The 23211-nt window shown below is 48.7% G+C and carries 22 protein-coding genes; 10 read left to right on the top strand and 12 right to left on the bottom strand.

Annotated features, from left to right (window positions below; all coding sequences use genetic code 11):
* Window positions 1–40: 40 nt before the first annotated feature.
* Complete coding sequence (locus EAO33_RS02275; protein ID WP_120944713.1) at window positions 41–1123, top strand: AI-2E family transporter; 1083 nt, start codon at window positions 41–43, stop codon at window positions 1121–1123.
* On the opposite strand, the gene EAO33_RS02270 is transcribed toward EAO33_RS02275, so the two are convergent.
* The 3 genes from EAO33_RS02270 to guaA are packed head-to-tail and all read right to left on the bottom strand — an operon-like array spanning window position 1071 to window position 3947.
* The gene (locus tag EAO33_RS02270) at window positions 1071–1814 is read right to left on the bottom strand and encodes a hypothetical protein (protein WP_120944583.1); all 744 of its coding nucleotides are present in this window, start codon (window positions 1812–1814) and stop codon (window positions 1071–1073) included. The genes EAO33_RS02275 and EAO33_RS02270 overlap by 53 nt on opposite strands.
* On the bottom strand, window positions 1798–2415 hold the full coding sequence (thiE, locus tag EAO33_RS02265; protein WP_120944581.1) for a thiamine phosphate synthase: 618 nt from the start codon (window positions 2413–2415) through the stop codon (window positions 1798–1800). Before thiE ends, EAO33_RS02270 begins: the two co-directional genes overlap by 17 nt.
* Window positions 2406–3947, bottom strand: a complete 1542-nt coding sequence (gene guaA / locus EAO33_RS02260) for a glutamine-hydrolyzing GMP synthase (RefSeq protein ID WP_120944579.1) — start codon at window positions 3945–3947, stop codon at window positions 2406–2408. Before guaA ends, thiE begins: the two co-directional genes overlap by 10 nt.
* A 90-nt stretch (window positions 3948–4037) precedes the next feature.
* On the opposite strand from guaA, the gene ccoG reads away from it, so the two are divergent.
* The 8 genes from ccoG to EAO33_RS02220 all read left to right on the top strand — a co-directional run bounded on the left by ccoG (window position 4038) and on the right by EAO33_RS02220 (window position 12190).
* Entirely contained in the window at window positions 4038–5435 is a 1398-nt protein-coding gene (gene ccoG, locus EAO33_RS02255; RefSeq protein WP_120944577.1) for a cytochrome c oxidase accessory protein CcoG, read from the top strand.
* Window positions 5436–5553: 118 nt separating this feature from the next.
* Complete coding sequence (locus EAO33_RS02250; RefSeq protein WP_120944711.1) at window positions 5554–6180, top strand: cytochrome c3 family protein; 627 nt, start codon at window positions 5554–5556, stop codon at window positions 6178–6180.
* A 31-nt stretch (window positions 6181–6211) separates the two neighbouring features.
* Window positions 6212–7588 carry a multiheme c-type cytochrome gene (locus EAO33_RS02245; protein WP_120944575.1) on the top strand — a complete coding sequence of 459 codons (1377 nt, stop codon included), beginning with the start codon at window positions 6212–6214 and terminating at the stop codon, window positions 7586–7588.
* Window positions 7589–7655: 67 nt separating this feature from the next.
* Window positions 7656–7928, top strand: coding sequence for a hypothetical protein (locus tag EAO33_RS02240; protein WP_120944573.1), 273 nt, complete (start codon window positions 7656–7658; stop codon window positions 7926–7928).
* A 146-nt stretch (window positions 7929–8074) separates the two neighbouring features.
* On the top strand, window positions 8075–8410 hold the full coding sequence (locus EAO33_RS02235; protein WP_120944571.1) for a DUF485 domain-containing protein: 336 nt from the start codon (window positions 8075–8077) through the stop codon (window positions 8408–8410).
* Window positions 8397–10055, top strand: a complete 1659-nt coding sequence (locus EAO33_RS02230) for a cation acetate symporter (RefSeq protein WP_120944569.1) — start codon at window positions 8397–8399, stop codon at window positions 10053–10055. The genes EAO33_RS02235 and EAO33_RS02230 overlap by 14 nt, the downstream gene beginning before the upstream one ends.
* Window positions 10056–10065: 10 nt before the next feature.
* On the top strand, window positions 10066–11031 hold the full coding sequence (rocF, locus tag EAO33_RS02225) for an arginase (RefSeq protein ID WP_120944567.1): 966 nt from the start codon (window positions 10066–10068) through the stop codon (window positions 11029–11031).
* Window positions 11032–11041: 10 nt separating this feature from the next.
* The gene (locus EAO33_RS02220; RefSeq protein WP_120944565.1) at window positions 11042–12190 is read left to right on the top strand and encodes an alanine dehydrogenase; all 1149 of its coding nucleotides are present in this window, start codon (window positions 11042–11044) and stop codon (window positions 12188–12190) included.
* On the opposite strand, the gene EAO33_RS02215 is transcribed toward EAO33_RS02220, so the two are convergent.
* Window positions 12187–13065 (bottom strand): outer membrane protein, encoded by an 879-nt coding sequence (locus EAO33_RS02215; protein WP_120944563.1) that lies wholly within the window; start codon window positions 13063–13065, stop codon window positions 12187–12189. The two genes, EAO33_RS02220 and EAO33_RS02215, sit on opposite strands and share 4 nt — an antisense overlap.
* Window positions 13066–13174: 109 nt before the next feature.
* Here EAO33_RS02215 and EAO33_RS02210 point away from each other — a divergent pair, with 109 nt between their 5' ends.
* Window positions 13175–13921 carry a hypothetical protein gene (locus tag EAO33_RS02210; RefSeq protein WP_120944561.1) on the top strand — a complete coding sequence of 249 codons (747 nt, stop codon included), beginning with the start codon at window positions 13175–13177 and terminating at the stop codon, window positions 13919–13921.
* Here EAO33_RS02210 and EAO33_RS02205 read toward each other — a convergent pair.
* The 8 genes from EAO33_RS02205 to EAO33_RS02170 form a co-directional block, all read right to left on the bottom strand.
* Window positions 13905–14747 carry a glycosyltransferase family 4 protein gene (locus tag EAO33_RS02205; protein WP_235852997.1) on the bottom strand — a complete coding sequence of 281 codons (843 nt, stop codon included), beginning with the start codon at window positions 14745–14747 and terminating at the stop codon, window positions 13905–13907. The two genes, EAO33_RS02210 and EAO33_RS02205, sit on opposite strands and share 17 nt — an antisense overlap.
* A 643-nt stretch (window positions 14748–15390) precedes the next feature.
* Window positions 15391–16464 carry a 23S rRNA (adenine(2503)-C(2))-methyltransferase RlmN gene (gene rlmN, locus EAO33_RS02200; protein WP_120944559.1) on the bottom strand — a complete coding sequence of 358 codons (1074 nt, stop codon included), beginning with the start codon at window positions 16462–16464 and terminating at the stop codon, window positions 15391–15393.
* The gene (locus EAO33_RS02195) at window positions 16464–17312 is read right to left on the bottom strand and encodes a glycosyltransferase family 25 protein (protein ID WP_120944557.1); all 849 of its coding nucleotides are present in this window, start codon (window positions 17310–17312) and stop codon (window positions 16464–16466) included. Before EAO33_RS02195 ends, rlmN begins: the two co-directional genes overlap by 1 nt.
* Window positions 17312–19120: a glutamine--fructose-6-phosphate transaminase (isomerizing) gene (gene glmS, locus EAO33_RS02190; RefSeq protein WP_120944555.1), complete on the bottom strand. Its 1809-nt coding sequence runs from the start codon at window positions 19118–19120 to the stop codon at window positions 17312–17314. The genes EAO33_RS02195 and glmS overlap by 1 nt, the downstream gene beginning before the upstream one ends.
* A gap of 9 nt (window positions 19121–19129) precedes the next feature.
* Window positions 19130–19369, bottom strand: a complete 240-nt coding sequence (locus EAO33_RS02185) for a DUF2443 family protein (RefSeq protein WP_120944553.1) — start codon at window positions 19367–19369, stop codon at window positions 19130–19132.
* Between the two features lie 2 nt (window positions 19370–19371).
* Complete coding sequence (locus EAO33_RS02180) at window positions 19372–20349, bottom strand: KpsF/GutQ family sugar-phosphate isomerase (RefSeq protein ID WP_120944551.1); 978 nt, start codon at window positions 20347–20349, stop codon at window positions 19372–19374.
* Entirely contained in the window at window positions 20349–21347 is a 999-nt protein-coding gene (msrB, locus tag EAO33_RS02175; RefSeq protein WP_120944705.1) for a peptide-methionine (R)-S-oxide reductase MsrB, read from the bottom strand. The genes EAO33_RS02180 and msrB overlap by 1 nt, the downstream gene beginning before the upstream one ends.
* A gap of 37 nt (window positions 21348–21384) precedes the next feature.
* Window positions 21385–23211 (bottom strand): ribonuclease J (locus EAO33_RS02170; RefSeq protein ID WP_407920453.1); only part of this gene is annotated, 1827 nt, incomplete at its 5' end.

Here is a 23211-nt window from a genome sequence, read left to right as displayed (position 1 = left end):
CCTTTTTGGGTATTATAATGCAAAACTATTTGGGGTTGGCATGCGCCCGGTGTATTTTTTTTGGTTGCTCTTTGGCGTGGCGTTTTATTGGATGATCTACCTCTATGAGAACTTTCTTATGGACTTGCTCATCGCCGGGCTTTTATGCGTTACGATTTTTTGGCTCAAAGAGTTTTTAGACAGGCACATGCGCAATCTCTTTAGCGCGCTTTTGTGCGTGATCTTACTGCTAAGTTTCCTAGTCGTGCCCCTGTATTTTTTAATCCACAAGAGCACGGACTTTATCTTCCATCTCAATTTAGAACAGGTTTCTTTCTTTCTGAACAAATTCAAGGCTGATTTACTGGCGTTTTTGGATCGTTTCCCGGCCAATGGGGAGGCTAAAGCCTTTCTTTCTAATATTTCTGCGCATTCTTTGATGTCCTACGCCCTACGCTTTAGTAGCGACATTGGCAAATACAGTCTAAAATTAGTGAGCGACACTTTTATGGTGCTGGTGTTCTTGTTTCTATGCTTTTTTTATGGGCAACATTTCTACCACTATATCCTAGATATTCTGCCCTTTGAGCGCCACCACAGCCAACACATCTTCAAGGAAGTGGCCGGAATTTTGCGCGTGGTCTTGCTCACTTCTATTATCAATGTGGTGTTGCAGGGGTTGGCTTTTGGGGCGTTGGTGGTGTGGTTTAATCTAGATTGGCTCTCTTTGGGGATTTTATACGGGCTAGCTTCGCTCATCCCCATCGTGGGCGGAGCGTTGGTGTGGGTCCCCGTGGTGATCTATGAAACCTACCAAGGTCATAGCACAGTCGCCATTGTGATCGCCATCTACTCCATCGTGCTGATCGGAGGGTTGATTGACAGCCTCATCAAGCCCCTACTCATCGGCTTTATTAAAGGTCATGTCCTCAAGATCACGCTCAATATCAACGAGATTTTGATCTTCTTTTCTATCTTGGCGGGCATTAGCAAATTTGGCTTTTGGGGCATCGCTGTGGGTCCTACCATCACCGCCTTTTTCATCGTGCTTTTAAGGCTTTACGAACAATCTTTTATCAAGTCCAAAACCCTTAAGCACGCGCATCCAACAGACTCTCCTCAAAGCCAAATAGGGGCTCAATAGGGTTTATAGTGGCGATCAACACGCTTTCAAAGCCCTTTAGAGTGTGTTGGTGGGCTAGCAATAGATGTTGCACACTCTCATAGGCTACGCCCAAGTGCAAACTTAGCCCGGGATCGTGAAATAGGATACTCCCCTGCAAGGGTCCTAAATGCGGGTAGAGCGCGTAAAAATCTAGGCGTTGTTGCTTGCCCTTTTTGAATTGCACAAGAGCTTGCTTGTGGCGATCTTGGATCACAAAGCTAGCCACTTGGTGTTGCAAAGAGAGCAAGAGATTTCCTAGCAGTAAAAAATCCTGCTTGGTTGTGGCGTGGCTAAAGTGCTGGACTAGCATGTCCTTATAACCCTTGAAGTCTTCTTGACCTAGCAGACTGGGCAAGTCTTTGATCTCTAGCTTTAAGGGCGCGTCTTTGAGTTGTTCTATGATCTTGGGCTGGGGGGTTAGCTTGGAGAGTTGGATCGCCCCTACTGAGCTTTTTTGCATCAAAGCCCAGTAATTTTGCCCGATACTGAGGGGTTTTTGACTCTTGGTTTCTACAATTTGGTTGCCTAGTTGCAAGAGATACTTTTGCGCCCCCTTTTTTTCTAGCACCTTGAGTAAAATGGGGAGGGTGGCGTTGAATTGCTTGGGTTGATCTTTGAGCAATTCTTGGAGTTGGTTTAAGCTCAACAGCGCGCTAATGGGATTGAGCATGGGCACTGCTTAGTATTTTGGCATTGGCACGCACATCACCCTGCCAAAGCGCGCTGATGAGGGCGATCATATCCGCATGCTGGAGTTGGGCGATATTTTGGGCATTAATCCCACCAATGGCACAAATAGGGATTTTTAAGCGCGCCTGCGCGCGCGCTAAGACTTCTAAGTCTATGCAGGGAGCATGGGGCTTAGTAGGAGATCTAAAACATGCCCCAAAGGCGACATAATCTGCCCCCTGATCTTGGGCTTGAATGGCGCGTTCCAAGTCCCCATAGCAAGAGACCCCAATCACTCCGCTAAAGCGTGCGCGTGCCTTACTTAAAGGCATATCTTCCTCCCCTAAATGCAACCCCCATGCGCCACACTCTAGGGCTAGGCAGAGGCGATCGTTGATCACAAATCCCACGCCCTTTTGGGCGCATAAATCCTTTAATGCTTTAGCTAAACCTAGCAACTCGTTATGACTACTCTGCTTGTCCCGTAGTTGCAAGAAACGCACCCCCCCCTCAATGGCATATTCAGCCAACTTAAGTAGATGAGAATAGGGAGTGAGTTTGGGATCGCTGATCGCATACAAGCCTTTAAGCTCTATTCCCATTCAATGGTCCCCGGGGGTTTAGAAGTGATGTCATAGACCACGCGGTTAATCCCGGGCACCTGATTGATAATGCTATTAGCCACGCGTTCTAAAAACTCAAAGGGCAAGGGCGCACAATGCGCGCTCATCCCATCGCTAGCCTGCACGGCTCTAAGCGCGATAGTATTATCATAGGTGCGCTTATCCCCCATTACTCCTACAGAAAACACATTGAGCAAAACACAAAAGGCTTGCCACACCTCATTATATAGCCCCTCTGTATGCAAGGCTTGTATAAAAATGTGATCGGCTTGAGCCAAGAGTTCTAAACTAGGTGTATTCACCTCGCCTAAAATGCGGATCGCCAACCCGGGACCGGGGAAGGGGTGGCGGGCTAACATCTTTTCAGGTAGTCCTAAACGCGCTCCTAGTGCGCGCACCTCATCTTTAAAGAGTTCTCTTAAGGGCTCTAAGAGTTTGAGATTCATCTTTTCAGGCAACCCGCCTACATTGTGATGAGATTTGATCACCGCTGAGGGACCCTTAGCACTCACCGACTCAATGACATCGGGGTAGAGCGTGCCTTGAGCGAGCCATTTGATCGCCCCCTGCTTAGAGAGTTCTTGTGCTTTTTGTTCAAAGACTTCAATAAAAGTATGCCCGATGATTTGGCGTTTTTGCTCAGGCTCCACCACCCCTTTAAGACGGCTTAAAAATAAATCTTGTGCCTCTATGACATGCAAGGGGATTTGCAAATCTGCAAACATGCTTACCACTTGATCACGCTCGCCCGCCCTTAGTAAGCCGTGATCGACAAAGACCACCTCTACTTGCTCTTTTAGCGCGCGTGCGCACAGCGCAGCAACCACGCTTGAGTCCACCCCCCCGCTCACCGCGCACAGCACCCGATCGCTCCCCACTTGATCTTGGATGCTTTGGATTTGCTGGGTTAGAAAATCGCGCATATTCCAATCGTGCCTGCAACCACACAGACGCGCGAAATTGCTCAAAATACGCCCCCCTTGCGCGCTATGCGCAGATTCGGGATGGAATTGCAAGCCATAAATGGGCTTATGTTTGTGCGCGATCGCACAAAAGGGGGCGTGCGCACTCTTAGCTAACACCTCAAAATCAGCAGGCAGGACCTCCACACGATCCCCATGGCTCATCCACACCACGCTAGATTTTTCAATCCCTGCTAACAAGGGGTGATTTTGCAGATTCTCCAAATGTGCGCGCCCAAATTCTTGAGAGGACGCACGCGCCACGCGCCCCCCCAATGCGTGCACCAACCACTGCATACCATAGCAAATCCCCAAAATGGGAATATTGAGATCGAGAATCTTAGGATCGCAGTGGTAGGCTTGCAAATCATAGACACTAGCCGGTCCCCCGCTTAAAATGATCCCTTTGGGGGCTTTGGTGCGGATCTGATCTAGAGGAAGATTATAGGGGTAAATCTCTGTATATACCCCGCATTCGCGCAAACGCCGCGCGATGAGTTGGGTGGTCTGACTCCCAAAATCCAAGATCAAAATCTCCGGGGTTGCCATTTTTTGCCTTTTTAGGGCTATTATAGCGCGTTTGCGCGTTTAAACCCCCTTAAACAAACTTTGCTAGCATGGGGCTATTTACTCTCAAGGATGCCAAGCATGCCTCCCTCTGCTAAGAAGATTCCCTTTAGCCGCTCATGGCGTTTTAAGCGCTATTGGGGTTATGTGTGTATCAGCCTTTTATCTATTCTCATCCCCTTTATCCATGTGGGCGATGGGCAAATTTTCTTGATCTCTTTTGAGCACCACCAGATCCACCTATTAGGCAAGATTTACAGCGCCCAAGAGATGTATTTATTGCCCTTCTTGGTGATCTTTTTATTCATCTTTATCTTTTTTATCACCTCCATGCTGGGGCGGGTGTGGTGTGGCTGGGGTTGCCCTCAGACGATCTTTAGGACAATCTTGCGCGATCTCATTGAAACCAAGTTATTAGGTTTGCATGCCAAAATCGCCAATAAACAACGCCCCACACCCCCCACGATGGCTAATAAGCTCAAAAAGGTCCTAGCCCTGATTCTCTTTGCCCCCATCCCCCTAGCCTCTATGGCGGTGTTGCTCTTTTATTTTGTCCCGCCCCTAGAGTTTTTTGCCTCCCTGGCTAACCCCCAAGATCACGCCTTGTTATTGGGGATTTGGGTGGCTTTAAGCGCGATTGTGTTCTTAGACATCGCTTGGGTGCAAGAGCGCTTTTGTATCTATCTATGCCCCTATGCGCGCGTGCAAAGTGTGCTCTTTGATGAGCATACTCTAAACCCCATTTACGACACGCGCCGCGGGGGGGCGATCTATGATGAATCCGATGTGAAAATCCCCCTCTTACCCCAAAAGCGTAGCCCTAGAAACGAATGCGTGAGTTGCAACCACTGCGTGCTCGTGTGCCCGACACATATTGACATCCGCAAGGGCATGCAATTAGAATGCATTAACTGCCTAGAATGCGTGGACGCGTGCACAATCACCATGGGCAAACTGGGTAAAAAAAGCCTCATTAACTGGTCCTCAAGCCAAGCGCAAGCCACAAAAACCCCCGTGAAGTTATGGCGGACCAAGACTGTAGCCTATGTGGGGGTGTTGTTAATCGTGGTAGGCGCGCTGGTGGTGGGCGCGCTCAATAAGGCTAGCATGCATTTAGACATCACGCATGGGGGGCAGCTGTATGCCCTGCATGGCAAGTTTGTGGACAATAGCTATTTGTTTTTGTTCCAAAACACTAGCTCCAAGCCCCATGCCTACACCTTCAATATAGACGATCCCAATGTGAGTATCTTACGCCCCACCGGCACGCTTAACATTGAACCACAGGGCAAGCTTAAAGTTGTGGTGATCTTGCGCATGCCCATAGAAAAAGCCAAGCAAGCCTACATGGCGCACAATGTTACCCAAGCCAAGCGCGGGATTCTCCCCATCACCATCAAAGCCTATAGCATGGACGATCCCAATATCGTTTTGGAACAAAAAACCTTCTTTATGGTGCCACATTTTTAAGATAAAAGGCGGGGGAATAAACTTTTTATCTAGTTTGCTTGCAAAATTAGCTCTTTGGTTATATCTTTAGTTAATTTTACTCTGTATGATCCCTAGCATTGTTATTGGCGAGGGCATCATGAATGTGTTAGAAACTCTCAAAAGCAAGAAGTATTTTGTGTTTTGGATTTTTGTGGGGGGGTGTGTGTTGGGGGTGTTTTTGAGTGTGTTGACCGTGCAGGCGGTGGAGTGGACGGCTGATGATAAATTCTGTGGGATTTGCCACATCATGACCCCCGAATTAGAAGCCTACCACGCAGACAGGCATGGGGGGCATAACCATGTGGGTTTTAAGGCTAGATGTGTGGATTGCCACTTGCCCCATGACAATGTGGTGCATTACTTTGTGAGCAAAACAATTTTAGGGATAGAAGATGTCTATGGCAACACCCTCAAAGACCCTAAGAAGTTTGATTGGGAGAAAAACCGCCGCCGCGCTAGTGAATATGTCTTTGATTCGGGCTGCTTGCATTGCCATGACAATTTGATGCGCGCTAGCGCGTCCAATATGAAGTCCTTTTTGCCCCATCGCGATTATTTTGAGGGGCTTAGCCATAAAAAATGTGTGGAGTGCCATATAGATGAGGTGGGGCATAAGAATTTGGGTCTACACCTAAGGGAGTATCTCAAAGATCATTACCAGCCCTACCCTAGGGAGTTTGTAATGGAGCAAGCGCGCCAAATTAAAGAGGCGATCAAGGAGTGAAGATGTCTAAAATTCGTGCAAAGGAGGCAGTATGTTAAGAGGCTTGTTGTTGCGATGGGGGCTTGTGGTGGGCTTGGGCGTGGTGGGCTTGGGCGCACACCAAGGGGGGGGCACGAGTGTGGACAACGCCATGGATGTGCAATTACCCTTGAAAACTTTCAGGGACATGAAAGCGGAGGCTAAGGGCTGTATTGAATGCCATGCCAAGAAAACCCCGGGCATTGTAGCCGATTGGAGGATGAGTCGGCATGCCCATGCGGGGGTGAGCTGTATTGACTGCCATGGGGTTACTAGAGATAGCCCCATGCTCACAAGAGATGGGCATGAAGGCTCTAAAATGCCCATTTCTGTGTTAGTCTCCACCAACACTTGCGGGAAGTGCCATGAAAAAGAAACTACAGAGTTTAGACATAGCGGGCATGTGAGGGGTGCTGTGCAGGTGTGGTCTAAGGCGAGTATGCGTGATTTAATGGAGCTTGTGGAAGGCAGAGGGCATCCGGATTTAAAACATGCCCCTGAAGCCACTGGGTGTATCCAATGCCATGGCTCTATTATCAAATTAGACAAGAACAGACGACCCACCCCAGAAACTTGGCCCACCTATGGCATTGGCACAGCCTTCCCTGATGGCTCAGTGGGTAATTGTGCGAGTTGCCACAGCGCGCATAAATTCAGCCTAGCAGAGGCTAGAAAACCTGCCGCCTGCGCAAGTTGCCACTTAGGTCCTGATCACCCCGATATTGAGATTTATGACAACTCCATGCATGGGCACATTTTCAACGCTGAGGGGAATAGCTGGAATTTTGATGCCGCGCCCGGGACTTGGAAAGTGCCCGACTTTAGAGCCCCCACTTGCGCGACATGCCATATGAGTGGCAATTCTAAGAGCGCGGTAACCCACAATGTGAGCCGCCGTTTAAAATGGAATCTCTTCTTGCCTTTGAGCAAGCTTAGAACGGGAGGGTATGAAACCGCCAGCGATGCCTACAAAGATGGTTACAAACTCACGCATGGCAATCCTTTGGCGGGCAACCCTAAGGGTCCAGAAGCCGCGCGCGCGGAAATGAAAGCGGGCTGTATAGACTGCCACAACTCCACCCACATTGACAACTTCTTCCTCATGGCTGATAAGAATATCTTGCTCTACAACGAGTATTGGAAAGAGGCGGTGAAGATGAAGGAAGAATTAGCCAAGAAGCATTTATTAGGCAAGGACATGTGGGCTGATGACTTCCAAAATGTCATGTATCACCTCTGGCACCATGAGGGTCGCCGTATGCGCCAAGGTGGGATCATGGGCGGACCAGATTACTCCCACTGGCATGGGGTGTTTGAGGTCCAGCAAGACATTAGAAAGTTGCGTAAAATTTACGCCAAGCGCTTGAAAACCAACCAAATTGAGGACTAGCGCGGTGTAAGCCCCCCTTAAGTTGGGGAGGCTAGCATTGAGCTCTAAACACCACTAAAGGAGTCGCATGGAAGATAAAACACCTGCACGAATCGAGCAAGACCCAGAGGTCAATCAAACCCCTAGTGCGGTTTCCTTTGGGTTTATGGGATTTAGCCAGCCCACAGAGGGTGCTGTCATCATCCACGAAAGCGTGAGCGTGAAAGTCAAACGCACTTACCAAAAGGGCGATATCAAAGAGGTGCATGAGGAAGTGCGCGAACAAAAACGCGTGATCGAACAGCGCGCGCCCAGCTCCCAAGACTCCCGTCCTGCTTGGTTTAAATCTCTACTCCCCTAAAACCCCAAGGGCGCGATCGCGCGCCTCCTAGGCGTTACCAAAATCTACAGCACTTTTTGGCTTCCAGTGGAGGAAACTCCTTAAAAATCTTTGCTATCTTTAATTGCGTGTAAAATGGCTTTATATCTCAATATAAGGAGTGGCTAATGCCAGAAGCCTACCAAAAATCCATCCAAGCGTTTAAGGAGTTTGTGTGTTTGCGCAACAAGGTCTGTTGGGGGTTGTCCATTGTGGTCTTTGTGTGTTATTACGCCTTTGTGCTGGGCATTGGGTTATTCCCGCAGGTGTTAGGTTACCGCTTAGGTCCAAGTGCCATCACTTTGGGGATCATCGCTGGGGTTTTCCTCATCGTGCTGTGTATCGTGCTCACAGGGCTTTATACTTTTCTAGCCAATGAGCATTTTGATCGCACCCAAGCTGAGATTTTAAAGCAATTAAAATCTAGTGGTGCGCTTGAGGAGATGCAACATGGCGCGCATTAATTTAGCCATTCTTATCGCGCTTTTAGGGGTGGAGGGGTTGTGGGGAGCTAGCTTAGAATCCATGCCTGTGAGCACGCAAAAATTTAACCCCATTGCGGTGTCTATGTTTGTGATCTTTGTGCTGAGCACTCTGTGTATCACCTATTTTTCTAGCAAGAAGAGTCAGAGCGCGAGCGGGTTTTACACCGCTGGGGGGAGTATCACCGGGCTACAAAATGGGATCGCCATCGCTGGGGATTACATGAGCGCGGCAAGTTTTCTAGGGATCACGGCTCTAGTCTTTACCAACGGCTTTGATGGGCTGATTTATTCGGTAGGCTTTTTGGTGGGTTGGCCCATTATCTTGTTTTTGATCGCGGAAAAGTTTCGCAATCTAGGCAAATTCACCTTTGCAGACATCACGGCTTACCGCTTAGAAGCCAAACCTATCCGCGTGATTTCAGCGATCTCCGCTTTGAGTGTGGTGGTCTTCTATCTCATCGCCCAAATGGTGGGTGCGGGGCAGTTGATTCAACTGCTCTTTGGACTGCCCTACAGCGTGGCGGTGATCTTGGTAGGGATTTTGATGATTTGTTATGTCGCCTTTGGGGGCATGCACGCCACCACTTGGGTGCAGATTATCAAGGCGATCTTATTGCTCTTTGGCGCGTCCTTTATGGCGATCATGATCTTGTATCTCACCAAATTTGATCTAAGCTACTACTTCGCCCAAGCGATCAAGCACCACCCTAAGGGCGAGGCAATCATGGCTCCGGGCACCTTTTTACCCAACACCACCGCGGCGATCTCTCTAGGGCTCGCCCTCATGTTTGGCACGGCCGGATTGCCCCATATTTTGATGCGCTTTTTCACGGTCAAAGACGCTAAAGAGGCGCGTAAATCGGTCTTTTATGCGACAGGTTTCATTGGGTATTTCTACATTTTGACTTTCATTATTGGCTTTGGGGCGATCGCCCTGCTCTATGCCCACCCGCAATTTGTAGGTCCTAATGGGGTTTATAATGGGGTGAAAAACATGGTCGCCATTAATTTAGCCGGGGTCGTGGGGGGCGATGTGTTTTTGGGCTTTATTAGCGCGGTGGCTTTTGCTACGATTTTAGCCGTAGTATCAGGGCTAGCCATCTCAGGGGCAGGGGCTATTAGCCATGATCTCTTCGTGCATGCCTTTAAAGGAGGGGTGTGCGATCCCAAATTAGAAATGCGCGTTACTAAGGGCGCGACTATTGGTTTAGGGGTTTTGGCTATCGTGCTAGGCTTGGTGTTTGAAAACCAAAATGTGGCTTTCATGGTAGGCTTAGCTTTTGGGATTGCCGCTAGCGTGAATTTTCCCATTCTCTTTTTGAGCATTTATTGGAAAAATCTCACCACTAGGGGGGCGTTTTGGGGCGGGCTGGTTGGCTGGCTGGCTGTGGTGTGCATGGTGGTGCTCAGCCCTAGCATTTGGGTGAAAAGTCTAGGGCATGCTCAAGCGATCTTCCCCTATGATCACCCTGCTCTTTTTTCTATGCCCTTGACTTTTATTCTTATTTATCTTATTTCTAAGGCGGACAAAAGTCCTAGGGCACAAATAGATAAAGCGGGCTTTGGCGCGCAGGATTTTCGCGCCCAAAGCGGGATTGGCATTTCAAGCGCGAGCGCACATTAAAGGAGAACAGATGATTTTAGTGAGTTTGGCAGCAGAGTTAGGGGCTTCTAAGCAAGGGAGCAATCAGGGCGTGCAAGAGCTCAGGCGGGCTTTAATTGACTCTTATCCTGAGATCACCGAACACATGGTGCTCATCCGCCAAAAGCAATGTTTGTTAGACACTTTCTTTAGATTCGCCAAGAATTTTGAAGACTACTTTGTCTTTTGTAGGGACACCTTGATCCCCAAAATGCACGGGGTGTTTAAAAGCAAGAATTTCCCCTTGATCTTGAGCTCAGAACATGCCAATGTCTTTGGGATTTTGCAAGCCTTGCGCGGAGTGCACCCAGATAAGAACATCGGGGTGCTATACCTAGACGCGCATGCGGACATCCACACCGCTTATGACAGCGATACCGGGCATTTGCATGGCATGCCCTTGGGGATGTTGATTAACCAAGTCCACTCAGGGCATAACCAACTCAATGCTAGAGAAGAGCACTTTTGGCAACAACTATGCCACTTAGGCATAGAGGGGGGCGCAAAAGCCTTTGATCCGCGCCATTTGGTGTATTTTGGGGTGCGTAGCACGGAGCCTAGCGAGGATGCCATGATTGCCACGCACCATATTCCTTTATTTAGAGTGCCAGACATCCAAGCGGACATGGAGGGGTGTGTGCGCCAAGCGCAAGCGGCGTTAGCAGAAGTGGACTTGGTGTATCTGAGTTTAGATTTAGACATCATGGATGGCAAACTCTTCCACTCTACGGGGGTGCGCGAAAATGGAGGGCTACGCCCCGAAGAATTAAAAGCCTTGCTGGTGTTGCTCCTAAAACGCTTTGCGCCCAAATTAGCCGCCCTAGAGATCACCGAATACAACCCTCAAGTGGGCATTCAAGAAGACGCGCCGGTGGTCTTAGAGATTATCCACAGCGTGGTTAAGCATTTGTGCAAAAACGCCAAGGTGCGATCGAATAAAATCTGTAGTTATTGCTAGGGGGGGGTGTATGCTAAGTGTGGGTTTACCCAAAGAGAACATGGATTTAGAGGCGCGTGTGGCACTTGTGCCAAAAGATGTGGCTTATCTTATCCAAAACGCGCCCATAGAGTTATGCGTGCAGGAGGGGGCGGGGGTGTCAAGCGGGTATGAGGACACGGCTTACGCGCGCGCTGGGGCGCGCCTTGTTAGCAAGCAAGAGGCATGGGCGCAAAGCGTGGTGGTCAAATGTAAAGAACCCCTAGAGGAGGAGTATGCGCTTTTACAAGAGGGGGCGACTTTATTTAGTTACTTGGATTTGGCTTATAACAAACCCCTAGCCTCCATGTTGGTAGAAAAAAAGATTCTCTCTATCTGCACAGAAACTATCGCGGGTCCCAAGCACAATTACCCCATCTTAGCCCCTATGAGTGTGCTAGCTGGGCAATTAGCCGCGCATTTGGTGCAACATTATTTGCTAGGCTTAGAGCATTTGCCCGGGGTCTTTGGGCTCGGAGTGATGTTAGGCGGGTTGGCTGGGCAGGCGCGCGCTAAGGTGGTCGTTGTAGGTGGGGGCGTGGTGGGGCTAGAGGCGGCTAGGGCGTTGAGTCTGATGGGGGCGCGTGTGGTGGTGCTAGAGCTCAATTACGCCAAATTACAAGATCACCCCTACACCTATTTGCACCATTTAGAAGTGTTGAGCGTGAATGAGGAGAATATTCTCTACGCCCTAGAGGGAGCGGTAGGGCTTGTGGGAGCGGTGTTACAAACCGCTACAGCCACGCCTAAAGTGATTTTAAAACGCCATTTACAGAAGATGCAAAAGGGCGGGGTGGTGATCGATGTAGCTTGCGATTTGGGCGGGTGTGTGGAGAGCATCCGCCAAACCAGCCACTCTAATCCGCTTTACTTGCAAGAGGGGCTTTTGCACTATGGCGTGCCCAATATGCCCGGTGTGGTGGCTAAAAGTAGCTCGATCGCCTATAGCCATGCCAGCATGCCCTATTTGCTCTATTTTCTCCAACATGGCTTAAAGGGATTTTTGCAGGCTAACACCCCCATCGTGGCAAACACCCTAGGGGGCTTGAGTGCCTATCAAGGCTATCTTACCCAAGAGGGGATCGCGCGGGCTTTCAATTTGCCCTTTAAATCCCCCCATGCTGTACTAGAGCAACTTTAAAAGTTGTAGACATAGTTAGCAAAGACGGCGATCACACGGCGGAAGGCAAAATCCACCTTGACGCTGTCCTTGATATGGAGTTTGAAGATGGGATCATTGATGACAGGGACGCGCACGCCCACTTCAAACCCGTTGTGCTGACTCAAATTGGCGCGTAGCCCGAAGTTAAAGATGAACTGCACCCAGTTGTTAGAAAAGCTCGCCGTGTTGCCATTGCGGTTATAGCTGTCCGCCATAGCCTTGAGTTGCTTGTTCACATTTTGGCAAATCATCTGCCAGCTCCCAGAACTGGCGAACTGTTGCCCCACACAGCCCCCATGGACGCGACCATTCCCCATAGACCAAGAACTCCCCCCAATCATCGCGCCCCCAAAGACCCCGACTACATAGTCCTTTTTCTCAAAGAAGTTCAATAGCACATCCACACCCGCGCCATAGAAATAATTAGAGAGAGAACCCCACACAGCAGGGGAGAACGCGCTCCTGTAATTGCCTCCCTGCCCGCTAAACAAGCCATAGTAGCGCAACCCAAAACGCTTTTTCTTCCCAAAGAACTGCTTGTAACCCACTAGCACATCCATCCCATAGAGGTTGCCCGAATAAGTGCCCTTGTTTTTAAAAAGCGTGCTAAGCAATTGCTGTTGGTTTTGTTGGCAATTTTTCGGAGCGGACGCAGTTGGACCGCTGATATTACACAGCACATCTTGATCTAGCGCATTAGGATTAGTTGTGGAGTTGGTGATGGGGGTGCTAGCCATATCAGAATACTGGAAACCCGCCGCGGCAAAGGCTCCATTGCGCTCCGCACTCAAGGGGGCTAGGCTTAAGAGTGTAAAGGCGGTGGTGGTTAAAAGTTTGCGACTCGTGCTTGACATGAAACTCCTTGTTTCTATTAAAATAAGGGCTCTATTTTAAAGAAAAATAAAAATGTTGTCAAGAGAGGAAATCTGTTATACTAAAGGCATTTTTTAATCAAGGAGTGGCATGGATTGGCGTTTGTGGTGTGTGGGGGTTTTGGGTCTTTGGGCTTGGGGGTGCATGGGCTTTTTTCCCTTCTTTGCGCTCTCTTCACTCTCTTCAAATAATCAAGATCAACTGAGCGATTTTACGGTTTCTAAACAGGGCGATGTAACTTACTACACCCGCCTAGAACCCCCCAGCTTTGATGACATCCCTCAAACCCCCGCGCAACCAGATATAGGGCTCTCTTCTCAAGACATCCAAGGCACGCCCATCCCCAATAGCGTTGAAATCCGCCGTAGCGACTTACTAGCCGAAGTGCAGGACACGCAAGCCCAAGAGGCTAAACTCCCCCCACCAACCCAACAATCTTTCCATACCCTATTGAATAATTGCGCCAAAAACGATCTCTTCAACCAACTAGGCGCGGGGCTAAAAATCAAAGCTAGCGAACAAGCCCAATGCGCGCGCTTGCAACAGCGTTATTTTGCGACCCTAGAGGAACATTACAGCCATTTAACCCACTCCCACACCACCCTTTTACAAGATATTCTAGGGGCTTGCCACACCCGTATTAGCAAACAAGCCGTGCTGCAAAGCGCGTTTTTCAAACGCCTAGAGCCCACACTAAAGGGGCGCAAACAACGCGTCTTGCTAAAAGAGCTCACACAAGCCAAGCCCTTGAGTCGCCAAAAACTCCACGCCTTGCTCCAACAACCTAATTTAGGCGAGCGTTTTTATCGCTGCCAATACTTTATCCACGCGCGCTAGGATTCTCCAAGAGGTTTTCTATGACTTCTATATGCGCTTGCATGCTTTTTTTCAAGTCAAATTGTTTAACCCGTTTCTTCCCCCTAGCAATGCAAGCAGCGCGCAAAGACTCATCTACTAGCGCGCGCTCTAATTGTGTGGCGATGTCTTGGACACTATAGGGATCGCAGTAAATACCCGCATCGCCTAGAACTTCTGGCATGCAAGAAACATGGCTGGCTAAAACCACCAAGCTCGCCTCCATCGCCTCTAGCATGGGCAAACCAAAGCCCTCAGCCAAACTACCATACCACAATACCCTAGCGCTCTTATAAAGACTAGCAAGGAGCGCATCAGATACAAAGCCTAGATCTACAACAAAGCTTTCGCCCACCATTTCTAAAAAATTTTCATCTATATTCCACTCCGTGCCCGTTAGTGCAATTTTGTAGCGCGCTTGTAAATCTGTGGGCAACAGTTTAAAGGCATTGATGCAATTTTTGAGGTTCTTACGCTTACCCTTAGCCCCCACTGCTAGAATAAAGCCTTGTTCTTTTAAAGCAGGAGGCAAGGAGCAAGGTGTTAGAACGCTGTAATTTCTTAGTCCATGGGGGATAACATGGATTTTAGCCCCCATGTATTGCGCGTGGTTGAGAATGTCCTGTTTGACACAGGCACTAAAGCAAATAATCTCACAACTGCGTTTAATGAGCGTTTCTAAAGGCATCTTTAGTGAGGCTTGTGTTTGTGCGTCCAAGCACCATTCTGGGCTAAAGGGGACATCGTGGATAATCCCTAAGATCTTTGCCTCAATGTGCGCAAGGATACTTGTAGATTCATCGAGCAATTTAGGCTCTATGTAGAGAGAGAGAGAGAGAGAGAGAGAGAGAGAGAGAGAGAAGAGAGTCGGGCTAGAAATGCGGTCTTTTTGCGTTGCAAATGGCGTTGTAAATAGGCGTGGTAGTGTTTGGCAAGAAAAGTCCTCAAAATTTTACGCACAACCCGATTGAACAAAGAAGATCTGGAGGCTTCTAGGGCTAATTTTGCTATTTCTAGGGCTTTAAGCCTCCTCGGCAGAAATCCCACTCGTCTTTAGCGGGTGGGATGAATGCCACTAATTCGTGGTATAATGCTCTCATACATTCGTATCTACGGCAGGGAGTGTCGAAAGTTACGCCTTTGGAGATATGATGTGTGAGACCTGTAGGGAATGCGTTGGAGCTCAAACTCTGTAAAATCCCTACTATAGGGACATAGAGTGAGAACCAAACTCTCCCTACGGGCAACATCAGCCTAGGAAGCCCAAATGCCTTTAGCATTTGGGCACTTCACTACTTGGATAGAGTGTGTAATCTGCATAGAAGTGCAACACAATATCCTCTCTATTTTGAAAATGCTCTTCTAGCGCACGCGCCAAAGCACAGGAGTAAACCCCAATGCCTGAGGGGTGTTTTCCATCAAGGACGATGCGTTGATGATGAGGTGTTTTTTCATGACTCTTCCTTTGTGAGGCGTTTTTCTCTAAGTTGCCCACAACCAGCCGCGATGTCCTGCCCCTTAGAAATGCGAATGGTGCACAGCAAACCCTTTTGGTTGAGAAAATCTGCAAAGGCTTGCACTCTCTCTAACTTTGGGCGTTCAAAGCGAGAATGGGGGGTAGAATTGTAAGGAATGAGATTGATCTTAGCCTTAAGCCCATTGAGCAGTCTTAATAACTCTTTAGCGTGGCTTAGCGAGTCGTTGGTGTCTTTAATCATCAAGTATTCAAACATCACCCGCTTGCGCTTGTCTAGGGGAAAGGCTTTAAGCGCGCTAATCAAGGATTCTAAATTGTAAAGCTTGTTAATGGGCATCAGTTTGGAGCGCAGAGTGTCATTGACTGCGTGCAAAGAGATCGCCAACTGCACGCCCAAATTGAGCGCGCCTAAAGTCTGCAAGGCAGGCACGACCCCGCTTGTAGAAATGGTGATGCGTCTAGGGGCAATATTGAGCCCCTCATGGGTGCTTAAAATCTCTAGTGCGCGCACCACCTGCTCAAAATTATGCAAGGGCTCGCCCATGCCCATAAAGACAAGATTGATTCCCTTTGTGGGTTCTAGCTGGTGGGCGCGCTTGAGGGCGACCACCTGTTCTACAATCTCGCCTGCGTTTAAATCACGCACAAAGCCCCCCTTAGCGGTCGCACAAAACACACAGCCCACCTTGCACCCAATTTGACAACTCAAACACAGCGTGATCTTTTCTTGTGCGCCCCCCTCTTGTGCTTCTCTCATCAGCATATACACGCTCTCAAAACTATGCCCATCAAAGGTTTTAAAGAGGTATTTCACACTTTTATCTGCGCTTTGTTGGCACTCTAGCACCTCTAAGGGGCGCACCTCAAAATCTGCATGCAATGCCTCTTTAAAGGCTTTGGGGAGATTGTGCATTTGATCTAGGCTAGCATAACGCTGGTAAAGCCACGCGTAGAGTTGTTTAGCCACAAAGGGCTTAAAGCCATGTTTTGTGCAATAATCTTGCCATTGCGCTAAAGTGAGCGCATACAAAGAGGGTTTGTTTTGCATTAAAAACGCCTGAAGAGGAGATTAAAGAGGTGGTAACAACACAGACGGGTTTTTAAGACATAATTACACAGACGCAACCACAATGAGAGGTCTTTAAGCCGCCCTCTAAAATGCTGGGTGCTCGCATGGGGCACTTGAGTGGGGATATTTTCAACCAGCAGAGCGTAGGATTTTAGCGTGAGGGTTTTAGCATGGTGGGTGTAGTGCGCGTCCATGTAAGTGTCCACGGGCAAAACCCATTGGGGCGGGCAGGCTTTTAAGAGTTTTTGTGCGCCCTGTGGGCTTAAAATATAGCCCTGTGTGCCCATCCCCCCATAGGGGCTAAAAATCCAATCAAAATAATGGGTGAGCGCGCTTTTGATTTGATGGTGCTTGAAATAGAGCGAAAAGAGACGCACAACTTGGGCTTGTCCAGTATTGATCGCCTCCAAACTCAAAGCGCACTTTTCATAAAAATCAAAAGTAGGTAGGACATCATCTTCTAACACAATGATGGGCTTTTGCAACTTGACACACTCCTGCCAAAGCAAAAAATGGCTAGCAAAACAGCCTAGTTGCCCCAAACTCTGAAAATTCACCCGCATGCGCAAGGCAAGGCGCATAAGTTCTAGGATTTGGGCGCGCTTAGGGATACTGGGGGCAAAGTCATTAAGCACGGGATGGGTGTGCTTGAGAGTGATCCCCCCCTTAGCAAAATCCTCTTTACCATTGACTCCCTCAAATAAGGCGATCTCAAAGGCATCAGGGGTGCGTGATCGCTTTAGCAGATAGTCCAAATGCCATAGCAAAGGCGTAACATCTCTGCTACTCTGGCTCAAGTGGATGATATAAATAGGGGTCGCGCCCATCACTCTACAGTTACACTCTTGGCTAAGTTACGCGGTTTATCCACATCTAAGCCTTTGAGTTGTGCCATCTCTAGGGCAAAAAGTTGCAAGATCACCAGCATGTGAAAAAACTCGGGCATGTAGTGATCGTAGGCGCGGGTTTGGATTTGAAAGGTAGCCTCTTTAAGCTTAACAGGACTGAGGGCAAAAATGAGCGAATCGCGCGCGCGCAACTCCTCTACATTGCTTAAATTTTTGGCAAATAGAAGGTGTTGGGGGAGTAAAGTGGTGCTAAGCAAGCTAGAGTCGGCTAGGGCGATGGGACCATGTTTCATCTCTGCGCTAGCATAACCTTGTGCGTGCACATAGGCGATCTCTTTGAGTTTGAGCGCGCCCTCTAGGGCTAGAGGGTAAAAGACCCCCCTACCCATGAAAAAATACCCTTTTAAGTCCCGCTCCAGCATTTGCGCGCTAATCTCACGCACGCGCTCGTGCAACTCTAGCCCCTCTTGCATGGCTTTTAAACTCCCCTGCACGGCTTTAATTTCTCTGCTTAGGGTATCTGAGCTCAAGGTGTGGCGCGCTTGGGCGAGTTGCAATGCCAAAAGCCATAAAATTAAAACCTGACTGGTAAAGGCTTTGGTAGAAGCCACGCTACGCTCCAATCCGGCATGGGTTAAAAGCAAGCCATCCGCCATGCCTGCCATGCTCGAACTTTGGGTGTTGCAAAGGCTAAGGGTTTTTAAGCCCAAATTTTTGGCTAGGCGCAACGCCTCTAGGGTGTCCGCACTCTCTCCACTCTGTGAGATGGCTATAAAAAGCTCGCCCTCTTGGGTGGCAAAATGCCCATAGCGGTATTCGCTGGCTAATTCTACCTGCACTTTCACCCCGGCTAAACTCTCGATCAAATACTTGCCCACTAGCCCGGCGTGGTAACTTGTCCCACACGCGCTAATGCTAATACAGCTCACCCCCTCTAAAAAGCCCTTAGGCAATTCCAAACACACGCGATCAGCGCAAAGTCGCCCTAGCAAACTTAGCACTTTGGGCTGCTCGTAAATCTCTTTTTCCATGAAAGTGCTAAAACCCTCTTTATCGCTCTGTTGGGTGGTGCTAACTGGTTGCACCTCTCCTAAGGCTTTTAAGTCTAGGGGCTTGGTAAAATCCAACACCCCTACACTCCCCTCCTCCAAGCGCACCATGTAACTTGCATGCCCACAAAGCGCATTGGGCGCGCTAGCAAAATACACCCCGCCCTCACCCGTGGCAATGAGCAAAGGCGAGTGTTTTTTGGCATAAAAAATACAATGAGGATAGTGCTCACAAATAAGCAAGATCGCATACGCGCCCTCTAGCCTAGCGATCGTTTCTTTAAAGACTTGTAGGGCTTGTTCTAGGTTGCTAGGGGGGTTTTGCTCTAAATTCTGCTCAAATAAATGCACCACCACCTCGCTATCAGTTTGGCTAGAAAAAACATGCCCTTTTTGTTCTAATTGCGCTTTAAGCGGGGCGTAATTTTCAATGATCCCATTGTGCACGATCGCGCTGGAGCGGTAGGCATGCGGGTGGGCGTTTTGCGTGGTGGGTTTGCCATGGGTTGCCCAACGCGTGTGGGCGATCCCCACCCCTAAGCCCTGTGTGTGCACCCCCTGCACTAAGTTTTCTAGTGCGCTGATTTTGCCACTGGTTTTAAATACCTGCAAGCGTGCGCCCTCCCCTAGCAAGGCTAACCCCGCGCTATCATAACCCCGATACTCTAACTCTTTAAGCCCTCCTAGCAACAGCTCTACTCGCTCTAAAACGCCCAAATAGCCCACAATCCCACACATGCCAAACCTTTAAAAAACTAACATTTCTTTTTTGTATTTATTGAGCGCGTTAATACACTCCTTAAGCTCCTCCACATGCTCGCTAATTTGGGTGTAAAAAGCCATGTCCAAACTCTGTGGGATGTCTAAACTCCCGCGCTTCATCAAAATAAAATCGCTTAAACTCACATTGGCTAGCTTTAAGAGTAATTCTACCTCCTCTTTGGCGTTTTCAATATCTTTAATGAGTTGTTCTAAGCGTTCAAACATCGCTACTCCTTGATGTCTTTAAGTCCTAAGGCTAGCAAAGCGTGTAAGTGCACCACCCCTAGCACTTTTTTATGCGCGTCTAGCACGATGAGTAAAGAGATTTGGTGGGTTTCTATGAAGTCTAGCGCGTCTAGCACTAACATATCTGGGTCTTGGATGGTTTTGGGCTCTAGGGTCGCAAAGGCGCGTGCGGGGGCGCAGCGATCAAAGTCTGCCTGCAGGAGCGCGCGCCGAATATCCCCATCGCTTAGCACCCCTACAAGTTCTTGATTTTCATTGAGCAAAAGCGCGTTGCCCAAACCCTGATGGGTGGCTTCTAGAAGGGCTTCATGCAAAGAGGCTTGTGCGCTCACTAGGGGGAGGGCATGGGTGCGATAAATGTCGCGCACGCGTAGGTGCATTTTTTTACCCAGCAAGCCCCCCGGGTGGTAGCGCGCAAAATCGCTTTGGGCAAAGCCCTTATATGCCATCAAGCACACCGCCAAAACATCGCCTAAGGCTAGGCTTAAGGTGGTGGAGGTGGTGGGCACCATGTTAAAAGCACAGGCTTCTTTGTCAATGTTTAGGCTTAAGTGGTGCTTAGCCAGCTTGCCCAAGGAGCTATTAGGGCTTTTGCTCATCGCCACCACGCCCCCACTTTTTATAAAGCGCAACGCCTCTAAGAGTTCCACACTCTCGCCCCCATAGCTAATGGCTAAGATGACATCTTTTTCCCCCACGATCCCCATATCTCCATGCAGGGCTTCAGTGGGGTGCAAAAAGATCGCCCTAGTGCCCGTGCTAGTGAGAGTAGCCGCGATCTTGCGCCCGATATGCGCGCTCTTACCCACCCCCATCACCACCACTAGGGGCGCGTTGGCTAGGCATGTGATCATGGGCTCTAATTTGGCATGATTTAAAGATTCTTTAGTGCGTGTGAGCGCATCTATGGCTAGATCGAGTGTATGAGAGGCAAGCGCGCCATAATCTAGGGAGCGCATTAACGCTTAATCTCTTGCTTAACTAAGGCTTTTTTGAGCATGGGCACTAAATAGCCATAGCCCTTAGCCTCCATGTCCTCTAAGGGGATGAATTTGAGCGCCGCACTATTGATACAATAGCGCAAGCCCCCCAACTCTTTAGGTCCATCCTCAAAGACATGCCCTAAATGCGCCTTGCCTACACGGCTACGCACCTCAGTGCGAATCATCGCATGGCTACTATCTTTTTCATACCCTACCACCTCTTTACTAATGGGTTTAGCAAAGGCGGGCCACCCACACCCGCTATCAAATTTGTCTGTAGAGAGAAACAAGGGCTCGCCGGTGGTAATATCTACATAAATCCCGGGTTTAAACAGAGTGTCATACTCATTTTCAAAGGGGCGCTCAGTGTAGCTCTCTTGGGTTACCTTATATTGTAAATCTGTGAGTTGTTTTTTGAGCGTGGCTTGATCGGGCTTGTGGTAGTCCTTAGGGTCGATCACCACCTCATCAGCCTTTTTGAGATCAATATGGCAATACCCCCCCGGGTTTTTCTTCAAATAGTCTTGGTGGTATTCCTCTGCGACTACGAAATTTTTAAGCGGTTCTAGCTCAATGCGCACTTTTTGTTTGTAATGGCTTTGCAAATTGGCTAGGGCTTTGGCGATGATGGGTTCATCTTTAGAATCGGTGTAGTAAATCCCGGTGCGATACTGCCTGCCCCTATCATTGCCCTGTTGGTTTAAACTGGTCGGATCGATCACCTTGAAATAGTAGAGCAAGAGTTTATCTAGGCTAATCTCCTTAGGGTCAAACTCCACCTTCACCGTTTCAGCGTGGTCGGTGTTATGCAATTCGTGGTAGTTGGTTTGATCGCTCTTTCCATTAGCATAGCCCACTAAAGCGTCTTTCACCCCATAAATGCGCTCCATATACGCCTCTAATCCCCAAAAACACCCCCCTGCTAAATAAATTGTGTGCATATTTCTCTCCTGTGCGCTCTGTAATGCCCCCATCGCCAACAACACCCCTAATACCCACGCTCTCACAGCTTTAACTCACAAAAACATGGCTGACAATAGCCGGGTATTTCTTGGTGTGCTTGAAAAGGGCTTTACGCAAGAAATGCCGCACACTCTCATCTAAGGACTTGTGATTGCCCAGCACATCTTGGCGTAGGGCTTTGATATGCAAGCCTAGAGAATCTTGCAAATCCTCTAAAAAGTGGCGTTCTTCCTTGAGATTGACAATCCCCACACTGCTAATTTTAGAATGGGGCATCAGACTTTGAGCCTCTTTGGAGATGAATAACACCGCGCTCAACAAGCCAGCACTAGCGATCTCCAAGCGCTCATCTACGATTTTTTGCTCAATGCTGACATTATTGGTATTATCCACATAGTGCTTACCACTCTTAATACTCTTAACCTTGCGCATAAAGTTAGGATTGACCTCCACTTGATCCCCATCCTCCATCAGATAGATATTTTTCTCCGGGATTCCGCACGCCATCGCGGTTTCTTTATGCTTGGCGACATGGTTATACTCCCCATGCACGGGTAAGAAAAACTTAGGCTTGATGAGGCGCAACATCAGCTTTTGCTCCTCTTGGGCGGCATGCCCGCTCACATGGATGTCAAAGGCATGGTGCACCACTTGGGCATCTTTTTTCATCAGCAAGTTTAAGATACTAGAAACGCTGGCTTCATTACCCGGGATCGCCTTAGCCGAGATGATGACTAGATCGCTAGGCTTAATGCTAATGTGGCGGTGCTCATCGGTTGCCATGCGATAGAGCGCGCTCATGGTTTCTCCCTGCGAGCCCGTGGTTACAATAAAGACCTCATGATCGGGGAGTTTTTCTACCTCATGGGCTTCAATGAAAACCTTAGAGGGCAGATGGATATAGCCTAACTCTCTGGCAATATCTAGGTTTTTCTCCATAGAACGCCCAATCACAGCGACCTTGCGGTTATGCTTGAGGGCGTGTTGAATTGCCTGATACACCCGGTGGATATTCGAAGAAAAGGTGCTCATAATCACGCGCCCCTTAGCGCTCTTAAAAAGGTTTTCAAACACAGGTCCCACGCTAGTTTCACTAGGGGTAATGCCCGGTTTGTAAGAATTGGTGCTATCACTCAGCAACAACATCACCCCCTGCTCGCCATAATAAGCAAGCCTATAGAGATCGCTGGGCAAATTATCCACTGGGGTGTGATCGATTTTAAAATCCCCGCTATGGATGATTGTGCCCACTTTGGTTTGGATGGCTAGCGCGCTCGCGTCAATAATGGAGTGGGTGATGTGAATCCACTCCACAATAAATTCGCCAATTTGAATGGGCTGGCGTTTTTGCACCATTTTAAAGAAACTCTTAAACTTCTTGAGTCCATGTTCGTCAAATTTATTGCCGATCATCCCCAAGCTTAAGGGTGTGCCATAGAGAGGGAATTGCAATTCTTTAAAGAGATAGGGCACAGCCCCGATGTGATCTTCATGGGCGTGGGTGATGAGCACGCCTACAATCTTATCTTTAATGCTGTGCAGATAGCTAAAATCTGGGATGAGAATATCCACCCCATGCATGTCCTCACTAGGGAAACTCATGCCCACATCAATGATAATCGCTTGGTGCATGGTTTCAATGACCATCATATTCCCCCCGATCTCGCCTAAGCCCCCTAAGGGGGTAATTTTAAGGCGGGCTTTGACATTGAGATCGAGTTTATAATGGGGGTTTAAATGGTTGATGTGAATCTTATTATTGGTTTCTACCCCGGCTTTGAGCTCTTTGTGAAAGCCTAAATTGCCCCGCTCATTGGCTTTAGTGATGTTTTTCACCCCGGCTTGCTCAGGGTGCTGGGCATGGTGGTGTCCCCT

The sequence above is a fragment of the Helicobacter labacensis genome (assembly GCF_003660285.1).
GTDB lineage: Bacteria > Campylobacterota > Campylobacteria > Campylobacterales > Helicobacteraceae > Helicobacter > Helicobacter labacensis.
The sequence above is the reverse complement of the archived record's forward strand: the minus strand, read 5'-3'. Positions and strand labels throughout refer to the sequence as shown.

Coding starts and splice junctions, on each gene's coding strand:
- thiE (WP_120944581.1), bottom strand. CDS start 2,415: ATGGGAATAGAGCTTAAAGGCTTGTATGCGATCAGCGATCCCAAACTC.
- EAO33_RS02220 (WP_120944565.1), top strand. CDS start 11,042: ATGCTAAGTGTGGGTTTACCCAAAGAGAACATGGATTTAGAGGCGCGT.
- EAO33_RS02210 (WP_120944561.1), top strand. CDS start 13,175: ATGGATTGGCGTTTGTGGTGTGTGGGGGTTTTGGGTCTTTGGGCTTGG.
- EAO33_RS02250 (WP_120944711.1), top strand. CDS start 5,554: ATGAATGTGTTAGAAACTCTCAAAAGCAAGAAGTATTTTGTGTTTTGG.
- msrB (WP_120944705.1), bottom strand. CDS start 21,347: ATGGGGGCATTACAGAGCGCACAGGAGAGAAATATGCACACAATTTAT.
- guaA (WP_120944579.1), bottom strand. CDS start 3,947: ATGGCAACCCCGGAGATTTTGATCTTGGATTTTGGGAGTCAGACCACC.
- EAO33_RS02240 (WP_120944573.1), top strand. CDS start 7,656: ATGGAAGATAAAACACCTGCACGAATCGAGCAAGACCCAGAGGTCAAT.
- rlmN (WP_120944559.1), bottom strand. CDS start 16,464: ATGCAAAACAAACCCTCTTTGTATGCGCTCACTTTAGCGCAATGGCAA.
- EAO33_RS02185 (WP_120944553.1), bottom strand. CDS start 19,369: ATGTTTGAACGCTTAGAACAACTCATTAAAGATATTGAAAACGCCAAA.
- ccoG (WP_120944577.1), top strand. CDS start 4,038: ATGCCAAGCATGCCTCCCTCTGCTAAGAAGATTCCCTTTAGCCGCTCA.
- EAO33_RS02195 (WP_120944557.1), bottom strand. CDS start 17,312: ATGGGCGCGACCCCTATTTATATCATCCACTTGAGCCAGAGTAGCAGA.
- EAO33_RS02180 (WP_120944551.1), bottom strand. CDS start 20,349: ATGCGCTCCCTAGATTATGGCGCGCTTGCCTCTCATACACTCGATCTA.
- rocF (WP_120944567.1), top strand. CDS start 10,066: ATGATTTTAGTGAGTTTGGCAGCAGAGTTAGGGGCTTCTAAGCAAGGG.
- EAO33_RS02215 (WP_120944563.1), bottom strand. CDS start 13,065: ATGTCAAGCACGAGTCGCAAACTTTTAACCACCACCGCCTTTACACTC.
- EAO33_RS02235 (WP_120944571.1), top strand. CDS start 8,075: ATGCCAGAAGCCTACCAAAAATCCATCCAAGCGTTTAAGGAGTTTGTG.
- EAO33_RS02275 (WP_120944713.1), top strand. CDS start 41: ATGCGCCCGGTGTATTTTTTTTGGTTGCTCTTTGGCGTGGCGTTTTAT.
- EAO33_RS02230 (WP_120944569.1), top strand. CDS start 8,397: ATGGCGCGCATTAATTTAGCCATTCTTATCGCGCTTTTAGGGGTGGAG.
- glmS (WP_120944555.1), bottom strand. CDS start 19,120: ATGTGTGGGATTGTGGGCTATTTGGGCGTTTTAGAGCGAGTAGAGCTG.
- EAO33_RS02270 (WP_120944583.1), bottom strand. CDS start 1,814: ATGCTCAATCCCATTAGCGCGCTGTTGAGCTTAAACCAACTCCAAGAA.
- EAO33_RS02245 (WP_120944575.1), top strand. CDS start 6,212: ATGTTAAGAGGCTTGTTGTTGCGATGGGGGCTTGTGGTGGGCTTGGGC.